Here is an 18,693-nt window from a genome sequence, read left to right on the forward strand (position 1 = left end):
GATATTATGTAGTTAAAAACGCAACAAGTATCCCATATCGCTCGTCAATACGTCCGGTAATTATTGCATTTTTGCGATTTCTGTTTCATTATTGCAACGTGATCATTTTGCCCATTCTTGCAACTTCATCGGTCTTTTTCATGCATTTCACAATCAACGTGGCCCGGATGGGCATCGTGCCACTCTAGGAACTCCATGCTTTCCATCCATGACAGCCTGCTGCGGGCCGGCGATGGCCATGCTTGCCGGCTACGCTCGCTCGCATGGCCGGGGGCGGCGATTGTCGATGCCTGCGCGGTCGACGCGCCGTATGGCCAGCTGCTGGTCCTGACGGCGGACGGCGCGCTGCACGGCGTCGATCCTGCCAGCGGAGCGGTGGCCGAACTGTGCCGGGTAGCGCTTCCCGCAGTGCCAGCGGGCGCCGGCGCCAATCCGGCCCGCTTGCGGCTGCACGCCTCGCTGGACGGCGCGTACGCCGCCATCGTGCTCGACCGCGGCCAGGCCGGCGTGGTCCTGGAGACGCGTTCCGGCAAGATCACCTTGCGCCTCGGCGGCGAGAACTATCACGCCGCCGAGGTGCCTTTCAGCGCATGTTTCCTGCGCCATGAAGGGCGCAACGTGTTCGTTCATCGCAGCGAGTGGAACCGCCTCGACGCGGCCGATGCGGCGAGCGGCGAGTCGCTGGCCGAACGCCACATCGCGCATTACGAGTCCGGCAAGGAACAGCCGCGTCATTACCTCGACTTCTTTCATGGACGGCTGTGCCCCAGCCCGGACGGCAGCCGCATGTTTAACGATGGCTGGGTCTGGGCCTCGGGCGGCATGGCGCGGGCCTGGTCGGTGACCGGCTGGCTCGGCGCCAATCCATGGGAAACCGAAGATGGCGCCTCGGCGGTGATCCTCATGATGCGTGACGGCTGGGACTACCCGGCCTGCTGGATCGACGAGCGCCACATCGCGCTATGGAACATCGCGGACGAGGAAGACCCCCATGTCAACGCATCGATCCAAGAGCCGGGCGTCTACATTGTCGACGCGACGCGGGAAAACACCGGCACGCCGGAGCGGAAGTTTCCGATGGAAATGGACAAGCAAGCCGATGTGCTCGACCTGTTCTGCGACGGCAAGCGCATCATCGTCGCCGCCGCCACGGAAACGAGCATCTGGGACCTGGCGTCGCGCGCGCGGGTAGCGGTCTTGCCGGGTTTTAGCGCCCGCTTTCATGATGCGGCGCGCGCCGTGCTGGTCGCCGTCGGCCCGCACGCCATTGTGGAATGGCCGCTGGCGTGGGCGGATCGGGCATGAATGTATGTCGAGTGCGGGCGATAGTAGAATAAACGCCTTCTCATCGTTTTGGCATTTGAAAGTACCTCACCCATGTTTCCCCGAAAAGATCTTCCCCGCGCAGCACTGGCTTTGTTCACCGCCCTGGTCGTTGCGGGTTGCGCCGCCCGGCCAGAAACATTGCGGCGGCCCGCCAACGAGCAGGTATTGCAGGTCAAGGAGGAGGTGAAATGGAAGCTGGGGTTTTGGGACGTCACACTCGTGCCGGGAACGTATGTTGGAAAATTCGAGGATGAGGCAGGAACCTACTTCGCCGGTCCCCCCATGTGCGTGTATTTGACCGGCCGGCCGCGCAAGGAAGACGCCCTGGCCGGCAGCGCGTGGGAATGCGGCATCCTGCTGCCGAAAAAGCCGGGCAATGAACCGACCGTGTTCCACATTATCGGAACAAATCGGCCATTGATGGTCTTCCATCCGGACGACAGGCCAGATTTTTCGAAAGTTGCGCCACTCGCGCCGCGCCCGGACGATATGTCAGGCGCGAAGACGGCCTTGGCCTTCACGCCTCTCAACAGCGGCGCTGGCATTGTCGGGGGCGCCCTGACCGGTGCCGTCCTGGGAGCACTAATCGAGGCCGAAAAAGGCACGTTCAGGGATTTTAAGTCGCAACCGGCAAAAGGCTGGTTGTTGCAAGCGCCGGTAAGCGCTCTCGTCCCGTAAGCGAAGCGCGCCGGCGTCAACCCGCGCCGGCCTCCTCCTCAGGCTGCGGCGGGGTCGAAGTAGCTGCGCGACAAGCCGCTGCGCCCAGGAAAGAACTTGAAGTAGGGCCGCGCCTGCTCGATGGTGAGCGCGACCGAGGGGTGTTCCATCAAGCGCGCCACGTACGCCGCCAGGCGCCCATGCTGCGGCGCCAGCGGCACGTACGCCATCGCGTAAAACAAGGCTGGCGCGGCGGCGCAGTCGGCCATGCTGAAAGCGTCGCCGGCGATCCAGGTGCGCCCTTCCAGTTGGCGCTCGATGAACGCATAGGCCGAGGCCAGGCCGGCGCGCGCCTGGGTCACGGTGCGCGCGTCGCGCTCGCTTTCCGGGCGCAGCAGGTCGGCCGTGAGCGCCTGCATCGGCGTCATCACGTACAGGTCGCACAGGCGGTCCCACAAGCGCACGTCGAGCGCCGCGTCGGGCGCGTCCGGAATGAGGGTGCGGCCCGGGGCGGCGTGGTGGCGCTGCAGGTATTCGATGATGATGCTCGTTTCGGGCACCGCGCGCGGCCCGTCCATCAGGAGTGGCATCTTGCCGGTCGGGCACAGCGCCAGGTGCGCGGCGCGCTCGTCGGGGTCGCCCAGGTTGAGCAGACGCTTGTCGAGCTCGATGCCGAGCACGTCGAGCGCGATCAAGACCTTGTGGCAGCAGGAGGACAGGGGGTGGTAGTGGAGCGTGAGCGCATTCATGGGAGGCCTTTGCTTGTCCGAAGTGGCAAAGTATGTGCCCGATAGCGCGCCGCGTCAAAACCGGCTGTCGGGATGTGCGCACGCGGCAGTGTCGGAAAACTTTACACTGGCACGAAGATGAAACACAGCCACCAATTTATCCTTGATGCAACTTATTGATTAAAAACAACATATCTATTTCTTGCGTAAATGGCATGAAATTTGCTTGTACAGATGATTACTTATCTCATCGGAACAAACGCAATGAAATTCAAGATCGGCAAGGCCTTCCTCATCGCATCGACCCTGCTGGCTGCATCGAGCCAGGCCTCGGTAGCCCACTTCACCATGGCGGCGACACCAGGGGACTATATCAGCGCAGGAAAGCTGGTTGACAATGTGTATTCGTCCAACGATCCGCTGCTCGTCTTTAACAAGGCTACCTTCTTCAACAATAGCGGTACGGCCGCTGCTCCTGAGACCGACTTCCTGCGTTTTTTGTTCATGTTTGACAAACCTGAAACCAAATACGCCATGCTGGATTTTTCGAGTGAGGCACTGGGTGTTCCCTTGCAGGCCGGGGTCACGTATACGAATGCGGAGCGGGCATCGTTCGCTTCGCCGGGCCATCCCGGCCTGGACGTGAGCTACAACCACAGGGGATGCAACAAGGTCAAAGGCAGTTTCACCGTCAAGCAGTTGAGCTTCAAGTCCGGCGCCATCGACATGTTCGACGCGTCGTTCAACCAGTCTTGCGATGGCGGCGCGCTCATGAGCGGCACCTTTTACTACAATGCCGGCCTGACCGCGCTGCCGACCAACACTGTGCCGGAACCGGGCTCGCTGGCCTTGCTCGGCCTGGGTATTGCCGGGATTGGTATCGCACGGCGCCGCAAGCAGGCGCGCTAAGCTGCGCCAGAAGTCGACAAGCCCTGTCACTGTAGTTAGTGACAGGGCTTTTTCACAATCAGGACCTCATCGGGTCATGGCGCAGTTATCCGTCGTGACGTAGGCGCCATTTACGCTGCGGCCGTCAAGTAGTTGCTGCCCTTGGCCGATGCGCGCAATGACTGCCAGGTCATCAGCTTGCCCGCCAGGCTGCCCAAGAAATAGCCGTTAAAGACGCCGAACAAGGCGCACACCAGGGTTGAAAACAATGCATTGTGGCTGGCGCCAGGATGCATGACCAGCGTCACCGCCGTGACGTACTTGGTGAAGAAAATCGCCATCATCATCATCAGCGGCGCCGCACTGCCATGGACACGCAGGCTGCCGGGCGTGGCGCCGGCGCTCGCCCCTGCGCCGCCGGACTTCGCAACGAGCAAGGTCAGCGCCACCGTAGCGCCAGCCCAGGCGCACAGCGGCAGGAAGGCGGTACCAAACTTTGCCACGATGTCCTGCAGCGACAAGGCCAGCATGATGACGGGAATGATGAACAGCTTCCGGATCGCCATTTCGCGATCGCGCATGGCGATGACGCCGCGATACACCAGCATGGCCAGAATGGCCCAAACATAGATGGGGGTGTGGGTCAGGATCTGAATCAGCATGGTGGGCTCCGCAAAGTTGCTTAAGTTGGTGCCACTTTGCCCGCGACGGGAGCACGGAGGGAAGTTATGCGACGAATCACCGGATACCGGCGCGAAATGCAGTTGGGCAGCGCCAAATGCAGAGGCGCGCAATGCCGATGCCCAGGCTGCAAGCGCCGGTACGAACAGTCCGCACATAGAGAAAAGCCCCGGTAACGTCAATCCGTTACAGGGGCTTTTTCACAGAAAGGGCGTCACCGTTCTCAGAACGGAATGTCGTCATCCATGTCCGAGAAATTCGGCGCTGGCTTCGGCGCCGGACGGGCCGCTGGCGCAGGCGGAGCCTGGCGCTGTGGCGCCGGACGGCTCTGCTGCGGCTGCGAATCGTAGCCGCCGCCATCGTCCATGCCGCCGCCGGCGTCGCCGCCCATGCCCTGGCGTCCGCCCAGCATCTGCATCTGCTCGGCGACGATTTCGGTCGCGTACTTCTCGACGCCGTCCTTGTCGGTGTATTTACGGGTCTGCAGGCGACCTTCGACGTAGACCGAGGACCCTTTTTTCAGGTATTGCCCGACGATTTCGGCCAGGCGGCCGAAGAACGAAATGCGGTGCCACTCGGTCAGCTCTTTTTGCTCGCCGGTGTTGCGGTCCTTCGACTTGTACGAGGTCGCGACGGCGATGTTGGCGATGGCGTCACCGCTGGGCATGTAGCGGATTTCCGGATCGCGCCCCAAGTTGCCGACGATGATGACTTTATTGACTGATGCCATGTATTGCTCCTGTTGAACTGCTGCGGCGTGCGTCCCGCGGCGCGATGATTTTTTGCCAGAGGAGGATTATATGTCAGCCGGGATTCCAAATGTCTATTCTCTCCCGCACCGGCACCCTCCCCGTCCAGCCGCTTGGCCATGCAAACTGTAAGATCAGACAACAAAGCCGGCACGGAGTTCCGCCCTTGTCGACTCGTCATCCGTTTGCTGGCGGCATGAATACTGGTATTATGTACAGTAGAAACACAGTTAAAAGCTGCAAAATCCCTGAGTAAGATCAATACGCCCCTGGCGCACCTGTGGACGCGGCAATCGTCCCCGCAGACGTCGCTTTCGAAACACAGCTATAGTATGAGCTGACCCGTTTAAGGCACACAACACATGGAACAGATCCGCATTCGCGGCGCACGTACGCACAACCTGAAGAACATCAATCTCGACCTGCCACGCAACAAGCTCATTGTGATCACCGGCTTGTCCGGCTCCGGCAAGTCGTCGCTGGCGTTCGACACCTTGTACGCCGAGGGGCAGCGCCGCTATGTCGAATCGCTGTCGGCCTACGCGCGCCAGTTCCTGCAGTTGATGGAAAAGCCCGATGTCGATCTGATCGAAGGCCTGTCGCCGGCCATCTCGATCGAACAGAAGGCCACCTCGCACAATCCACGCTCCACCGTCGGCACGGTCACCGAGATCCACGATTACCTGCGCCTGTTGTACGCGCGCGTCGGCACGCCTTACTGCATCAACCACCCGGACCACGCGCTGGCCGCGCAGACGGTCTCGCAGATGGTCGACGCGGTGCTGGCCATGCCCGAAGACACCAAGCTGATGATCCTGGCGCCCGTGGTGGCCAACCGCAAGGGCGAGCACAGCGACCTGTTCGAGTCGATGCAGGCGCAGGGCTTCGTGCGCTTTCGCATCCAGAGCGGCACCCACGACGCCAAGATCTACGAGATCGACGACCTGCCCAAGCTGAAAAAAACCGAGAAGCACACCATCGACGTGGTCATCGACCGGGTCAAGGTGAACGCCGAGATCAAGCAGCGCGTGGCCGAGAGCTTCGAGACCGCGCTGCGCCTGGCCGACGGCCGCGCCGTGGTGCTTGAAATGGAAACAGCCCAGGAACACGTCTACTCCAACAAGTTCGCCTGCAACACCTGCGGCTACTCGCTGCAGGAGCTCGAGCCGCGCCTGTTCTCGTTCAATAATCCGATGGGCGCCTGCCCCGAATGCGACGGCCTCGGTCACATCGAATTTTTCGACCCGCGCCGCATCGTCGCCTTTCCCAACCTGTCGCTGGCCTCGGGCGCGGTGAAGGGCTGGGACCGGCGCAACCAGTTCTACTTCCAGATGCTGTCGAACCTCGCCAGCCACTACGAGTTCGATATCGACATGCCGTTCGAGCAGCTCGACCTGGCGTCGCAGCAGGCGGTGTTGTACGGCTCCGGCAAGACTTCGATTCCGTTCACCTATGTGAACGAGCGCGGTCGCACGGTCATTCGCGAGCATACGTTCGAAGGCGTGGTCACCAACCTGCAACGGCGCTATCGCGAAACCGATTCGATGGCCGTCAAGGAGGAGCTGGCGAAGTTCATCAACGAGAAGCAGTGCCCGTCGTGCGAAGGCGCGCGCCTGCGCGTGGAAGCGCGCCACGTCAAGGTCGGCACCGGCAAGCAGCAGCGCGCCATTTACGAGGTCGCGCGCAAACCGCTGCGCGAATGCCTGGAGTTCTTCGAGAAGCTCACGCTCAAGGGCGCCAAGAAAGAGATCGCCGACCGCGTGGTCAAGGAGATCGTCTCGCGCCTCAAATTCCTCAACAACGTGGGCCTCGATTACCTCTCGCTCGACCGCAGCGCCGATACGCTCTCGGGCGGCGAAGCGCAGCGCATCCGCCTGGCCTCGCAGATCGGTTCGGGCCTGACCGGCGTGATGTACGTGCTCGACGAACCGTCGATCGGCCTGCACCAGCGCGACAACGACCGCCTGATCGAAACGCTCAAGCACCTGCGCGACATCGGCAACAGCGTGCTGGTCGTCGAGCATGACGAAGACGCGATCCGCACCGCCGACTACATCGTCGACATGGGGCCGGGCGCCGGCGTGCATGGCGGCGAGATCATCGCCGAAGGCACGCTCAAGGACATCCTCAAGAACAAAAAATCGCTGACCGCGCGCTACCTGAATGGCTCGCTCAAAATCGCGGTGCCCAAGAAGCGCCACGTGGCCGACGCCAACAAGCAGGTGGTGATCACCGGCGCCACCGGCAACAACCTGAAAAAAGTCACGCTCAAGCTGCCGGTGGGCCTGATGACCTGCGTGACCGGCGTGTCCGGTTCGGGCAAGTCGTCGCTGGTAAACGACACCTTGTACCCGGCCCTGTCGCGCCACCTGTATGGCTCGCAGACGGAACCGGCGCCGCACGACTCCATCAGCGGCCTGGAACACTTCGACAAGGTCATCTCGGTCGACCAGGCCCCGATCGGGCGCACGCCGCGCTCGAACCCGGCCACCTACACCGGCTTGTTCACGCCGATCCGCGACCTGTTCTCGGGCGTCCCGGCGGCCAAAGAGCGCGGTTACAGCGCCGGGCGCTTCTCGTTCAATGTCAAGGGCGGGCGCTGCGAAGCGTGCCAGGGCGATGGCGTGATCAAGGTCGAGATGCACTTCCTGCCGGACGTGTACGTGCCGTGCGATGTCTGCCACGGCAAGCGCTATAACCGCGAAACGCTGGAAGTGCAGTACAAGGGCAAGAACATCACCGAAGTGCTGGGCATGACGGTGGAAGAGGCGCACGAGTTCTTCAAGCCGGTGCCGCTGATCGCGCGCAAGCTGCAAACCCTGCTCGACGTGGGCCTGGGCTACATCCGCCTCGGCCAGAGCGCGACCACCTTGTCGGGCGGCGAAGCGCAGCGCGTCAAGCTGTCGCTGGAGCTGTCCAAGCGCGACACCGGGCGTACCCTGTACATCCTTGACGAGCCGACCACCGGCCTGCACTTCCACGATATCGACCTGCTGCTCAAGGTGATCCACCGCCTGCGCGACCAGGGCAATACGCTGGTCATCATCGAGCACAATCTCGACGTGGTCAAGACCGCCGACTGGATCGTCGACCTCGGCCCCGAAGGCGGCGCGGGCGGCGGCAAGATCATCGCCGCCGGCACGCCGGAAGACGTGGCGGCCAATCCGGAGAGCGTCACCGGCAAATACCTGGTGCCGCTGCTGGCGTAAAGGAGCTGCGATGCGCGTTCTGATCATGGGCAATTCGGGATCGGGCAAGTCGTCGCGCGCGCGCCAGATGGCCGCGCAATACCAGTTGATGCACCTCGATCTCGACACCATTTTCTGGGTGCCGGGCGAGGTGGCGGTGGCGCGGCCGTCCTACGAAGTGCTGGCCGACCTGTTCGCCTTCGTGCGCAGCCATCCCGACTGGGTGGTGGAAGGCTGCTACGGAGACCTGATCGAACAGGCGCTGCCGTTCTGCACTCAGCTGGTGTTCATCAATCCGGGCCAGGACGCCTGCCTGGCCAACAACGCGCAGCGGCCGTGGGAGCCGCACAAGTACGCGTCCAAGGAAGAACAGGACAGCATGCTGCCCTACCTGTTGAAGTGGGTAAGCGAGTACGATGTGCGCGACGACACCTGCTCGTATGCTTTTCACCGCCGCGTGTACGACGCCTTCCCGGGCGCCAAGCGCGAAGACGCGCCGCTGTCAGGCGACGCCGCCTGAACAGGGCGTGATCACGCCGGCGCCGGGTCGTCGCCGAACACCGCCGGCAGGCTGGGCGCATCCAGGCTGCGCTCGAACCACTGTTCCAGTTGCGCCTGCGTAGCCTCGCCGATGCGCTGCGTTGCCGACTGCGGGAGTTGGCCGAAACGCTTGTGCAGCAGGGTGCCAAGCACGCCGCGCAGCGCGCTCACCTGCCCTTCAAGCTTGCCTTGCGCCACCCCTTTCGCCACGCCTTCTTCCCTGGCTTTTTCCGCCAGCGCGAGTCCTCGCTGGAAACCGATATCTTCGAATTCTTCGGACCAGGTTTCAAATTTACGTTCCATGTCAGCCACCTTTTCCACACTGTCAAACGCGAACGATTCCGGGTTGCCGCGTCGTTGCGCCAGGTGCTTAATCCATTGCGCGACCGAGAGCCGCAGGCTTTCCTGAGGTGCGTCGTCGAACCAGGTAAGCAGCGCGGGCAACACCATGTTTCTGACTTCGGAAGCGCTTGAAAGTTCCAGCCGAAACAGCAGCGCCAGCAGGGTGGAATTCGCTTCCAGCGCCGCCCGGTCCAGGCGCTGCTGGTCGATCAGCAGGTAGCGCTGGGATGGCTGGAACGACGCCAGTTCGGCGGGCCCGTCCATGAGCAGCGTGGCCAGGTCCGTGCTGGCGCTCCAGCCCGGCGCACCGTTGTAGAAAACCAGCGGCAGCACCGGCGGCAATAGCAAAGACGGCGGCAATTGATGCTGCTTGATCAGGTTCTGGCACAGTAAACCGACGTAGTTCTGCATGCGCAAGGCCATCCAGCGGTCCACGCCGGACTGGAATTCGAGCAGGATATACACGTACAGAAATTGTTCGCCGATCCGCACGCGCCAGACGACGTCGTTCTGGCGCGCCGCCAGGCGCTCGCTCACATACACCGGATCGACCGGTTCGAAGCAGGACAGCGCGATGTTGTCAAACAGCTTGAAGGGCGTAAAGTGCGTGACCAGTTCGCGCACCAGCTCCGGGTGGGCGAACAGCGAACGGTAACCGAGGTCGTTATAGGCGGGCATGGGGCATTCTAGCCAGCGTCCCCGCCTTGGCCTTGCGCTATATCAGGCGTGCGCGAGGCCCGGTTCAAGCCTGTTACTGCGCGCCGGCGCTCCAGCCACCGCCCAGCGCGCGGTACAAGGCCACCATATTGTTCACCTGGTTCTGGCGCAGGGTCACCGCATTGAGTTCGACCTGGTACAGATTGCGCTGCGCATCGAGCACTTCCAGATACGAAGCATAGCCGGCCTGGTAGCGGTCCTTGGCAAAGTCCAGCGTGCGCGTGAGGATGTCGCGGCGCTTTTGCGCGTGCGCCATCTGGGTTTGCAGGCGCGTCACGCCGGCCAGGGCGTTTTCGACTTCGCTGAAGGCCGTCAGCACCACGCCGCGATAGGCAAACGCCGCCTGGTCGCGCTGCGCGGTGGCCGCGTCCACCTGCGCGCTCAAGCGCCCGCTTGAAAAGACCGGCGCCAGCACGCTGCCGCCCAGGCTCCACAAGGTCACCGGATCGTAATCGCGGCCGTTGGTCAACAGGCTGCCGAACTTGGCGCTGATGGTCACGTGCGGCAAAAAATCGGCGCGTCGCACCGCCAGGTTGGCATCGCTCGCGGCCAGCAGCAACTGGCTTTGCGCCACGTCGGGCCGGCGCGCCAGCAAGCTTGATGGCACCGACGCCGGCGCCGGCAGCAGCGGCAAGTCCTGGAAGCGGCGTTCGCGCAGCACCGCGCCGGGCAGCTCGCCCACCAGCACGCGCAGGCTGTTTTCCTGGCGTCGGATGGCCAGTTCCAGCTCCGGAATCGCTTGCAGCACCGTTTCGTTTTCGTTTTGCGCCTGGGTCAGTTGCAGCTGCGAGGTGTAGCCCACGCGCGCCTGGTCGGATGCGAGGCGCAGCGCTTCGGCGCGCGAGGCCGCCGTCCCTTTGGTGATCCGCAGCTGGGCGTCCAGCGCCAACAAACCCACGTAGGCCTGCGCCGTGCTGGCCGCCACCGACAGCGCCACGCCATCGCGTTCGGCCTGGCTGGCCTGGTACTGCAGCGACGCCGCGCGCGACTGGTCGCGCAGGCGTCCGAACAGGTCGAGCTCCCAACTCGCTTGCAGTTCCGGTTGCAGCGAGCGCGAATTGACCAGCCCCGCACCGGCCGGCGCGCGCGCCGACGCGCCGCCCAGCACCGCGTTCACGGCCGGCAGCGCCGCCGCATCGGCCACGGCAACGAGCGCGCGCGCCTGGTCGACCCGGGCCACGGCGGCCAGCACGTTGGTGTTGTGCGCCAGCGCCGCTTCCACCAGCGCGCTCAAGACCGGGTCGCCGAAGGCGCGCCACCATTGTGCATCGACCGTGGCTGGCCCGGCCGGGCCGTCGCGCCAGGCCTCGGGCACGGTTACTTTCGAGAGCGGCGGCGCGGGACGCAGGGCCGGCACGCAGGCACTCAGGCCGCAGGCCATGCCTGCAACAAGGAAGACGCGGCGCCTCACGGCTGCTGCTCCGCCGCGCCGACGGTATCGACCTTGACGATCACCGACATGCCGGGCCGCAGGCGCTTGGCCAGCTCCTGGCTCGGATTGATGGCGATGCGCACCGGCAGGCGCTGGACCACCTTGGTGAAGTTGCCGCTGGCGTTATCGGCGCGCAGCACGGAAAATTCCGAGCCTGTGGCCGGCGCGATCTGTTCGATATGCCCCGTCAATGCGGCGCCGTTGAAGGCGTCCACCGTGAACGTGGCGCGCTGGCCGATGCGCATTTTCCAGGTCTGGTTTTCCTTGAAGTTCGCCACGATCCACATGCTGTCGGGCACCAGGAACAGCAGCTGCGAGCCGGCCGTGACGTACTGGCCCAGGCGCACCGACGCTTCGCTCACCTGGCCGTCGCGCGGGGCCTTGACCACCGTATTCGATAAATCGATCTTGGCCAGCGCCAGTTGCGCTTCGGCGTTCTTGACCTGCGCTTCGAGGCCGCCGCGCGAGACGGTGGTGGCCTTGACGGTTTCTTCGGCAATCGCGATATCGGCCTTGGCCTTGAGCACATTGGCGCCAGCCAGCTGGGTCGTCATGCGCACGCGGTCGCGCTCATTGAGCGACACCGATCCCTTGGCCGCCAGTTCCTCGACCCGTCCCAGTTCGGCCGCGGCGCGATTGCGCTCGGCCTGCACCGCCACCAGGGTGGCGCGCGCGGCGCCGCCACGGGCGCGGTTCTGGGCCTGGGTCTGGGTGAAGTTATCGAGCGCGGCGATGGCGCCGTCGCGCTGGGCCTCGGCCTGCTCCACGCGCGCCTTGTAAATGCGGTCATCGATGCGCAGCAGCGGCTGGCCGGCTTTGACGAACTGGAAATCCTTGACCAGCACTTCGGCCACGTAGCCATTGACCTGCGGCGCAAGCACCGTGATCTGGCCGCGCACGTAGCCGTTGTCGGTCTGGACCAGAGTGCTGTTGAAAGGGCCGAGGCGCCACGCCCACATGATCAGCACAACACCCACCAGCGCGACGACGGCCATCAGCACCACGGTCCACAGCTTGGGCTTGATGTACTTGGGTGGAGGTTCGGGAGCGACCGGCACGGCGGCCGGCGGGATCGGCGCGGCAGTGTTGCTGGAGTCGCCCGGTACGGGTGGATTGGCCTCGTCGGCCGTGGGTTCGCTGCGCGAAGGAGGAAGTGGATTGCTCATATTTTTATCTGGCAGGTGCCTGGTTGAGTAAGGCTGCGGCTTCGCGCTTTTGGCGGCGCGCGAGGCGCACGGCGACAAACAGCGACCAGCCGAGGAAAAGGATGGCGATCACGCCGCTCAGGGCGAAGACATCGTTGAACGCGCGGACATTCGCCTCGCGCCGGCTGATCTGGGCCAACTGGCCCACGCCCTGGGCGGCGCGCAGGGCCGGATCGGTGTTGACGCCCTGGTAGACCTGCTGCTGCAGGCGCAGGCGCTGGGCGACGACGGGATCGGCCGGGTTGAGCTGGGCGTTGATCTCGGTCGAATGCACATGCTCGCGGTGCAGCTGGTAGGTACTGAGCGCGGCGGCGCCGGTAAAGCCGCCCAGGCTTTGCGTCATCGCCAGCATGACGACAAAGGTCACCACATGGTCGGCGCCGAATTTGAGCGCCTGCATGATGCCGATCATGATCATCGGCCCCATGAACATGCCCGCGCCCAGCGCCACCAGGAACTGGCTCACAAAAAAATCGTGCGGGCGATCGAGGCTGGTGCGGCCGTAATCGAGCCAGGCGGCCACGCCGAACAGCAGGATCGAGAACAGGATTTGCGGGATCACGGTCTTGGGGCTGAAGGTGATCGAGCTGGCCACCATGCCGCAGATGGTGCCGGCCAAAATCACCGCGAACAGCGGCTGCATCTGATCCGGTCCCATGCCCAGGGTGCGCAGCAGGCCGACCGCGCCGTAAGTCTGCTCGGACGTCAAAAAGCGGATCAGGAACGCCCCGATCATGAAGCGGATGGTGGGACCCATCATCAGCCAGCGCGTCTGGATCAGCGGGTTGGCGCGGTGGTGCTCGATGAACAGCGCGATCGTCAACAGCAGCACGGCGGCGATCAGGAGGTAGGCCAGCCAGGGCGTATCGAACCACCAGCGCGTGAAGCCCTGCGCCAGCACCGCCACGATCATGGCCACGGCCGGCGCAACCAGCGCAAAGGTGAGGAAGTCGAGCGGCTCGATCACCTTGATGTGGATCCCCGGCGGCAGCTTGAGCACCACCACCGCAGCCAGCGAACACAGGGCCAGGCCGGCTTCGAACAAATACAGGTTGTGCCACTGGCCCATGTCGAGCAAGGCCGGCGACATCAGCCAGGCCAGCGGCGTGGCGATCTGCGCGATGCCCACCCCGAGCACCAGCATCTTGCCGGTATATTTTTTGGGCGCGGCCTGCAGCATGTAGAGCATGGCGAGGGTGCTGGTGGTGGCGGCGGCCAGGCCGCTGACGGCGCGCACCAGGATGGCCATCTCGAAGCCGCCCACCAGCAGGTGCAGCAGGGTGACGAAGGCGTACAGCGACAGGCCGATCTCGGCGAACAGGCGCAGGCCGTACTGCTGGCGGAACTTGAACACCATCAGGTTCGAGGTCACGTTGACCATGATGTAGGCGGCCGGCAGCCAGGCCGCTTCGGCCGGGGTCAGGCCCAGGGTGCCCTGGATGGCCGGCAGGTTGGCCGACACCAGTGCATTGCCCAGGCCGCCGGTAATGCCGACCAGCAGCGCCACGCAAGCGTAGGCAAAGCGGATATGGGGCGGATGCCAGGGCATCGACGCCGAACCCGGCATGGTGGGTTTTTCGTGCTCTTCCCAGGCGGGAGTCGGTTTCAGGTACTGGGGCGCTGCTGCCATGCTGGCGGACTCCGGGCGACGGGCCGGCGATGTCGAGCGCATCGGCTCTGGGATTGATAATGGGAAAATTATAAGATAAATTGCCTGCAACCGTAGCGCGCCGGCAGTCAAGCGTGCGGACCCGCTTGTTGTCAACCCAACCGGTGTCAGGTCTGACATTCGGACACGAGCTGTGCTGTAAAAATGGCATCGCTTGGCGAATAGCCGAGGTCGTGTCCGAATGTCAGACCTGACACCGGGGTGGCGCGCGGGTCCGTCAAACGTGCGGACGAAAAAAAAGCGCGTCCGAAGACGCGCTTTTTTCATCCGGTCTTAGCCGGGGTCAACGCTATTTACGCTGCCAGACGCTTTTCCAGCGCCGCTTTGGTCTCCACCAATTCTTGCGGCAGGTGATAGGCCAGCTTCTCGAACAGCTCGTTGTGCAGCTTGAGCTCTTCGTTGAAGGCGTCCTTGTCGATCGAGGTGATGGTGTCGAACTGCTCCTGCGTGAAGTCGATGCCGTCCCAGTTCAGGTCGGTGAACTCCGGCGTGGTGCCGAACACGTTCTCGGTGCCGCCCGCCTTGCCTTCGATACGTTCCAGCATCCACTTGAGCACGCGCATATTGTCGCCGAAACCAGGCCAGACGAACTTGCCTTCCGCATCGGTACGAAACCAGTTCACGCAGTAGATCTTCGGCAGCGCGGCCGGGTTCATGGCTTCGATCTTCTTGCCCATGCCCAGCCAGTGCTGGAAGTAGTCGCTCATGTTGTAGCCGATGAACGGCAGCATCGCGAACGGATCGCGCCGCACGATGCCCATCTGGCCGGCGGCGGCGGCGGTGGTCTCGGAACCCATGGTCGCGGCCATGTACACGCCTTCGACCCAATTGCGCGCTTCGGTCACCAGCGGCACCGTGGTCGAACGGCGGCCACCGAAGATGAAGGCCGAAATCGGCACGCCCGCAGGATCGTCCCAGGCTGCATCGATGACCGGATTCTGGGTCGCGGCCACCGTGAAGCGCGCGTTCGGGTGCGCGGCCTTGGCGCCGGAGGCCGGGGTCCAGTCCTTGCCCTGCCAGTCGATCAGGTGCGACGGCGCTTCCTTGGTCAGGCCTTCCCACCAGACGTCGCCATCGTCGGTCAGCGCGACGTTGGTGAAGATGGTGTTCTCGGTCATCGAGGCCATGCAGTTCGAGTTGGTGCGGGTGTTGGTGCCCGGCGCCACGCCGAAGTAGCCGGCTTCCGGATTGATCGCGTACAGGCGGCCATCGGCGCCCGGCTTGATCCAGGCGATGTCGTCGCCGATGGTGGTCACTTTCCAGCCGCCGAAGCTCGCTGGCGGAATCAGCATGGCGAAGTTGGTCTTGCCGCAGGCCGATGGGAAGGCCGCCGCGACATAGTGCTTCTTGCCCTCGGGCGATTCGACGCCGAGGATCAGCATGTGTTCGGCCAGCCAGCCGGTGCCGCCGGCCTGGGCTTCCTGGTGGCCCATGTTCGAGGCGATGCGCAGCGCGAAGCACTTCTTGCCCAGCAGCGCGTTGCCGCCGTAGCCGGAACCGTAGGACCAGATTTCGCGGGTTTCAGGATAGTGAACGATGTATTTGGTCGCATTGCATGGCCATGCCACGTCTTTCTGGCCGGCCGCCAGCGGTGCGCCGACAGTGTGTACGCACGGAACGAACTGGCCGTCCGCGCCCAGCACGTCATAGACCGCCTTGCCCATGCGCGTCATGATGCGCATGTTGACCGCCACGTAAGGCGAGTCGGACAGTTCGACGCCGATGTGGGCGATCGGCGAACCCAGCGGACCCATCGAGAACGGCACCACGTACAGGGTGCGGCCGGCCATGCAACCGTCGAACAGGCCGCTCAGGGTGGTGCGCATTTCCGCAGGGGCCATCCAGTTGTTGGTCGGGCCGGCCTGCTCTTTGGTAGCCGAGCAGATGTAGGTGCGGTCTTCCACGCGCGCCACGTCGGTTGGATCCGAACACGCCAGATAGGAATTCGGGCGCTTTTCAGGGTTCAGCTTTTTCATCGTGCCGGCGGCCACCATCTCGGCGCACAGGCGGTCGTACTCCTCTTGCGAGCCGTCGCACCAATAGATGCGGGCCGGCTTGGTCAGGGCAGCAATTTCGCTGACCCAATTGATGAGCTTTTGATGTTTGATGTAAGCTGGGACGTTGAGTGTTGCAACGCCACCCATAACGGGCTGATTCATAGTACCTCCAATGCCAATAAGAATTCTTTCTTGTCCCGGCACGGCAGGATCGTCGTCAGCGTTTCAGCTTGCGCTCAAGAATCCATTCCCTAAGAAAGGTTCGGCGATACGGCGGTCATGTCGACAACCTCGGATGACGGCGAGGCTGGTGGAACGGTAGTGCGGGGACTTGACAGGGCGGAAATCAGGGTCCGCAGCCGGGGCCAAATCCCGAAATGAGGGGCGATTGTACACCCGCTATTACCTGATTTAAATGCTCAAACGTCAAAAATGTAGGAATAATAGTTGAGTAATGTAGTAGGCTATTTCGAATATTCCGGATCGTGTTATTTACCTACGAAGATTTATTTAACTTCTGCCATCTCCCATGAAAATAGCTATTCTCGATGATTATCAGGACGCGGTGCGCCAACTCGACTGCTTCAAGCTGCTCGACGGCCACGATGTCAAAATATTTAACAGTTCAGCCCGCGGCGCGGGGCAATTGAGCATCCGCCTGGCGCCGTTCGAGGCGCTGGTGCTGATCCGGGAGCGCACGGCGTTTCCGGCAGGATTGCTGGAAAAACTGCCGAACCTCAAGCTCATTTCCCAGACCGGCAAGCTGGCCGGGCATGTGGACGTGGCCGCCGCAACGGCGCGCGGCGTGGCCATCGCCGAAGGGGTCGGCTCGCCGGTGGCGCCGGCCGAGCTGACCTGGGCGCTGATCATGGCGGCCAGCCGCAAGATCGTGCCTTACGCGAATAATCTGAAGGAGGGACTGTGGCAGACAGCCTCGGTCAACCCGCTGCTGAACGGCGTCGGGCGCACGCTCAAGGGACGCACCCTGGCAATCTGGAGCTACGGCAAGATCGGGCGCATGATCGCCGGCTACGGCAAGGCGTTCGGCATGCGGGTGCTGGTCTGGGGTGGCGAGGCCAGCCGCGCGGCGGCGGTGGCCGATGGGTTCGAGGCGGCGTCCACCCGCGAGGAGTTCTTCGAACGCGCCGACGTGCTGAGCCTGCATTTGCGGCTGGCCGACGGCACCCGTGGCATCGTCACGGCCGCGGACCTGGCGCGCATGAAGCCCGATGCGCTGTTCGTCAACACCAGCCGCGCCGAGCTGGTCGCACCGGATGCGCTGGAAGCGGCGCTGCGGCTGGGGCGGCCGGGCAATGCGGCCATCGACGTATTCACCAGCGAGCCGCTGGCGGCGGACGCGGCGCTGCTGCGCATTCCAACCGTGCTGGCAACACCGCACATCGGCTACGTGGAAAAGGATAGTTACGAGTTGTACTTCCGGACCGCGTTCGAGAATGTGCTGAACTTCGCCAACGGCGCCCCGTCGCATATCCTGAACCCGGAAGCGTTGCAAGGGGTCTGACCCCGGTGTCACCGGTCGAGGGGTCAGACCCCGGTGTCGCAGGTCCGAGGGGTCAGACCCCGGTTTTTCCGTTGGGGGTCTGACCCCGGTGTCGCAGGTCTCGCCGCAGGGAGGGCTCTGAGCCGATGTCACCAACTCCCGCCCGCTACGACGTCTCACGCAACTTGCGCTCGCCGGTAATATCGATCGGCGGCGCCGGCATCACATGCGCGCGCGTCCACAAACCGGCCCAGCCGGGAGGCCAGCCCAGGGCCGGGCCGCCGTAAGCCGGCAGGCTGGCGCGCACGGGCACCACCGGCACTGGTGGCGCGTCCTGCAAGCCGCCGCCACCGGGGCGCTCCACGTTCAGGCTGTACATATAGCCCGGCAGCAGGAGTTTGCACGCCCCTTCGAACCACGCCGTGTGGTCTTCGTCGCGTCCGAGCGCCTGCGCCAGGCCTTGCGGGTCGAAGCGCGCCAGCGCGGTGACCAGTTCATCTGTGGTGGCGCCAGGCGAATCGCCCCAGCCCATCACCGGGTTGACGTTGTAGTCGGCGCCCGAGCCGTACCAGCCCTCGCGCCACGGGCGTTGCATCCAGTCGCGCTGGGCGGTGAACAAATGCCAGCGCCAGTGCAGGCCCGATGGCTTGGGCCAGGAGTAGAGATAGAGTTTTTCGTAACCGGCCTGGTGCAGTGCGCGCACCATCGCCATCAGGCGCGCGTGCGGCATGCGGTCGGGCGGGGCGCGCCGGAACAGGATCGCTTCGCCATCGGCATGCTGCACGTCGTCGGTCGACAGATTCAGGTCGAGCGTGCGCGCTTCGCTGCCGAAGCGCGCGGAGATCCAGCCGGTCAGCAGGTTGACGTGCGTAATGACGCCATAGCCACGATGGCGATGGAAAATAACAGTTCCTGGGGCAAGGGCTTTCATGGCTTCTTGAAGGACAAAAAATGAGTGGACTCATGCGCAGACAACGATTCTAACGCACCGGCAAGTTGCGCGTTTTGCTTTGCGCGCACAAGGCCAACGCTACACGTTATCATACGGCACCTTCTCTTTACGAATTCCAGAT

At 63.6% G+C, this 18,693-nt stretch carries 15 protein-coding genes; 6 read left to right on the top strand and 9 right to left on the bottom strand.

Annotation, left to right across the window (positions count from 1 at the left end; genetic code table 11):
- Positions 1-195 precede the first annotated feature (195 nt).
- Together F2P46_RS04140 and F2P46_RS04145 are read left to right on the top strand one after the other, a co-directional pair.
- A complete protein-coding gene (locus F2P46_RS04140) occupies positions 196-1,305 on the top strand; it encodes a hypothetical protein (protein ID WP_166885510.1) in 1,110 nt (369 codons plus the stop codon).
- A 72-nt stretch (positions 1,306-1,377) separates the two neighbouring features.
- Positions 1,378-2,004 (top strand): hypothetical protein, encoded by a 627-nt coding sequence (locus F2P46_RS04145; RefSeq protein WP_166885512.1) that lies wholly within the window; start codon positions 1,378-1,380, stop codon positions 2,002-2,004.
- Positions 2,005-2,042: 38 nt separating this feature from the next.
- Here the strand turns inward: F2P46_RS04145 and F2P46_RS04150 are convergent, their stop codons facing one another.
- Positions 2,043-2,732 carry a glutathione S-transferase family protein gene (locus F2P46_RS04150; protein ID WP_166885513.1) on the bottom strand — a complete coding sequence of 230 codons (690 nt, stop codon included), beginning with the start codon at positions 2,730-2,732 and terminating at the stop codon, positions 2,043-2,045.
- A 243-nt stretch (positions 2,733-2,975) separates the two neighbouring features.
- On the opposite strand from F2P46_RS04150, the gene F2P46_RS36990 reads away from it, so the two are divergent.
- Complete coding sequence (locus F2P46_RS36990) at positions 2,976-3,620, top strand: PEP-CTERM sorting domain-containing protein (RefSeq protein WP_229509042.1); 645 nt, start codon at positions 2,976-2,978, stop codon at positions 3,618-3,620.
- Positions 3,621-3,730: 110 nt separating this feature from the next.
- On the opposite strand, the gene F2P46_RS04160 is transcribed toward F2P46_RS36990, so the two are convergent.
- Complete coding sequence (locus F2P46_RS04160) at positions 3,731-4,261, bottom strand: DUF6622 family protein (protein WP_166885515.1); 531 nt, start codon at positions 4,259-4,261, stop codon at positions 3,731-3,733.
- Between the two features lie 242 nt (positions 4,262-4,503).
- Positions 4,504-5,010, bottom strand: a complete 507-nt coding sequence (gene ssb / locus F2P46_RS04165; RefSeq protein WP_054265190.1) for a single-stranded DNA-binding protein — start codon at positions 5,008-5,010, stop codon at positions 4,504-4,506.
- Between the two features lie 381 nt (positions 5,011-5,391).
- On the opposite strand from ssb, the gene uvrA reads away from it, so the two are divergent.
- Together uvrA and F2P46_RS04175 are read left to right on the top strand one after the other, a co-directional pair.
- Positions 5,392-8,238 carry an excinuclease ABC subunit UvrA gene (gene uvrA, locus F2P46_RS04170; protein WP_166885517.1) on the top strand — a complete coding sequence of 949 codons (2,847 nt, stop codon included), beginning with the start codon at positions 5,392-5,394 and terminating at the stop codon, positions 8,236-8,238.
- A 10-nt stretch (positions 8,239-8,248) separates the two neighbouring features.
- Positions 8,249-8,737, top strand: a complete 489-nt coding sequence (locus F2P46_RS04175) for a shikimate kinase (protein WP_166885519.1) — start codon at positions 8,249-8,251, stop codon at positions 8,735-8,737.
- Between the two features lie 11 nt (positions 8,738-8,748).
- Here F2P46_RS04175 and F2P46_RS04180 read toward each other — a convergent pair whose 3' ends face one another.
- The 5 genes from F2P46_RS04180 to F2P46_RS04200 form a co-directional block, all read right to left on the bottom strand.
- On the bottom strand, positions 8,749-9,777 hold the full coding sequence (locus F2P46_RS04180; protein ID WP_166885521.1) for an Rpn family recombination-promoting nuclease/putative transposase: 1,029 nt from the start codon (positions 9,775-9,777) through the stop codon (positions 8,749-8,751).
- A gap of 73 nt (positions 9,778-9,850) precedes the next feature.
- Positions 9,851-11,227 carry an efflux transporter outer membrane subunit gene (locus F2P46_RS04185; protein WP_368737875.1) on the bottom strand — a complete coding sequence of 459 codons (1,377 nt, stop codon included), beginning with the start codon at positions 11,225-11,227 and terminating at the stop codon, positions 9,851-9,853.
- Positions 11,224-12,414, bottom strand: a complete 1,191-nt coding sequence (locus F2P46_RS04190; protein ID WP_166885523.1) for an HlyD family secretion protein — start codon at positions 12,412-12,414, stop codon at positions 11,224-11,226. The genes F2P46_RS04185 and F2P46_RS04190 overlap by 4 nt, the downstream gene beginning before the upstream one ends.
- 4 nt (positions 12,415-12,418) lie before the next feature.
- A complete protein-coding gene (locus F2P46_RS04195) occupies positions 12,419-14,083 on the bottom strand; it encodes an MFS transporter (protein WP_229509044.1) in 1,665 nt (554 codons plus the stop codon).
- Between the two features lie 332 nt (positions 14,084-14,415).
- Positions 14,416-16,281: a phosphoenolpyruvate carboxykinase (GTP) gene (locus F2P46_RS04200; RefSeq protein ID WP_166885525.1), complete on the bottom strand. Its 1,866-nt coding sequence runs from the start codon at positions 16,279-16,281 to the stop codon at positions 14,416-14,418.
- A 367-nt stretch (positions 16,282-16,648) separates the two neighbouring features.
- Between F2P46_RS04200 and F2P46_RS04205 the strand changes: the two genes are divergently transcribed.
- Positions 16,649-17,641 carry a D-2-hydroxyacid dehydrogenase family protein gene (locus tag F2P46_RS04205; RefSeq protein ID WP_166885526.1) on the top strand — a complete coding sequence of 331 codons (993 nt, stop codon included), beginning with the start codon at positions 16,649-16,651 and terminating at the stop codon, positions 17,639-17,641.
- A gap of 145 nt (positions 17,642-17,786) precedes the next feature.
- On the opposite strand, the gene F2P46_RS04210 is transcribed toward F2P46_RS04205, so the two are convergent.
- On the bottom strand, positions 17,787-18,551 hold the full coding sequence (locus tag F2P46_RS04210; protein ID WP_166885528.1) for an L-asparaginase: 765 nt from the start codon (positions 18,549-18,551) through the stop codon (positions 17,787-17,789).
- Positions 18,552-18,693 lie beyond the last annotated feature (142 nt).

The organism is Massilia sp. CCM 8734 (assembly GCF_011682155.1).
GTDB classification, from domain to species: Bacteria; Pseudomonadota; Gammaproteobacteria; order Burkholderiales; family Burkholderiaceae_D; genus Telluria_A; species Telluria_A rubra.

Coding starts and splice junctions, on each gene's coding strand:
- F2P46_RS04150 (WP_166885513.1), bottom strand. CDS start 2,732: ATGAATGCGCTCACGCTCCACTACCACCCCCTGTCCTCCTGCTGCCAC.
- uvrA (WP_166885517.1), top strand. CDS start 5,392: ATGGAACAGATCCGCATTCGCGGCGCACGTACGCACAACCTGAAGAAC.
- ssb (WP_054265190.1), bottom strand. CDS start 5,010: ATGGCATCAGTCAATAAAGTCATCATCGTCGGCAACTTGGGGCGCGAT.
- F2P46_RS04200 (WP_166885525.1), bottom strand. CDS start 16,281: ATGAATCAGCCCGTTATGGGTGGCGTTGCAACACTCAACGTCCCAGCT.
- F2P46_RS04140 (WP_166885510.1), top strand. CDS start 196: ATGCTTTCCATCCATGACAGCCTGCTGCGGGCCGGCGATGGCCATGCT.
- F2P46_RS04205 (WP_166885526.1), top strand. CDS start 16,649: ATGAAAATAGCTATTCTCGATGATTATCAGGACGCGGTGCGCCAACTC.
- F2P46_RS04180 (WP_166885521.1), bottom strand. CDS start 9,777: ATGCCCGCCTATAACGACCTCGGTTACCGTTCGCTGTTCGCCCACCCG.
- F2P46_RS04210 (WP_166885528.1), bottom strand. CDS start 18,551: ATGAAAGCCCTTGCCCCAGGAACTGTTATTTTCCATCGCCATCGTGGC.
- F2P46_RS04190 (WP_166885523.1), bottom strand. CDS start 12,414: ATGAGCAATCCACTTCCTCCTTCGCGCAGCGAACCCACGGCCGACGAG.
- F2P46_RS04145 (WP_166885512.1), top strand. CDS start 1,378: ATGTTTCCCCGAAAAGATCTTCCCCGCGCAGCACTGGCTTTGTTCACC.
- F2P46_RS04160 (WP_166885515.1), bottom strand. CDS start 4,261: ATGCTGATTCAGATCCTGACCCACACCCCCATCTATGTTTGGGCCATT.
- F2P46_RS04175 (WP_166885519.1), top strand. CDS start 8,249: ATGCGCGTTCTGATCATGGGCAATTCGGGATCGGGCAAGTCGTCGCGC.
- F2P46_RS04195 (WP_229509044.1), bottom strand. CDS start 14,083: ATGGCAGCAGCGCCCCAGTACCTGAAACCGACTCCCGCCTGGGAAGAG.
- F2P46_RS36990 (WP_229509042.1), top strand. CDS start 2,976: ATGAAATTCAAGATCGGCAAGGCCTTCCTCATCGCATCGACCCTGCTG.